This is a genomic window from Vogesella mureinivorans (assembly GCF_007644035.1).
Classification (GTDB): domain Bacteria; phylum Pseudomonadota; class Gammaproteobacteria; order Burkholderiales; family Chromobacteriaceae; genus Vogesella; species Vogesella mureinivorans.
Genome location: NZ_VMTV02000480.1, coordinates 1 through 347 on the forward strand (window position 1 = coordinate 1; position 347 = coordinate 347).

General features: G+C 72.9%; 1 protein-coding gene. It reads right to left on the reverse strand.

Features of this window, described 5'->3' with window-relative positions; genetic code table 11:
* On the reverse strand, positions 1–333 hold a 333-nt coding region (locus FLQ44_RS13510; RefSeq protein WP_240801282.1), incomplete at its 3' end, for an RsmE family RNA methyltransferase.
* Between the last annotated feature and the right edge of the window lie 14 nt (positions 334–347).

Here is a 347-nt window from a genome sequence, read left to right on the forward strand (position 1 = left end):
CGGGCTCAGTCCGCCCTCGGGGCCGATCACCAGCGTCAGCCGTTCGAAGGCGGGCAGGGCGGCCAGGCTGTGTTCGCCGTCCGGGTCCAGCGCCAGAATCAAGTGGCCTTCCGCTTTCGAGGCGGCGAGGAAATCCGCCAGCGCGCGCGGCTCCTCGATCTGCGGCAGGCGCGCGCGTCCGCACTGTTCGCAGGCGCTGGCGACCACGCCGCGCCAGTGCTGCAGGCGGCGATCGGCGCGCTCGGCGTCGAGCCTGACCTCGGTACGCTCGGTCACCACCGGCGCGATGCGGCTGACGCCCAGCTCGGTCGCCTTCTGCAGCACCCAGTCCATCTTCTCGCCGCGCG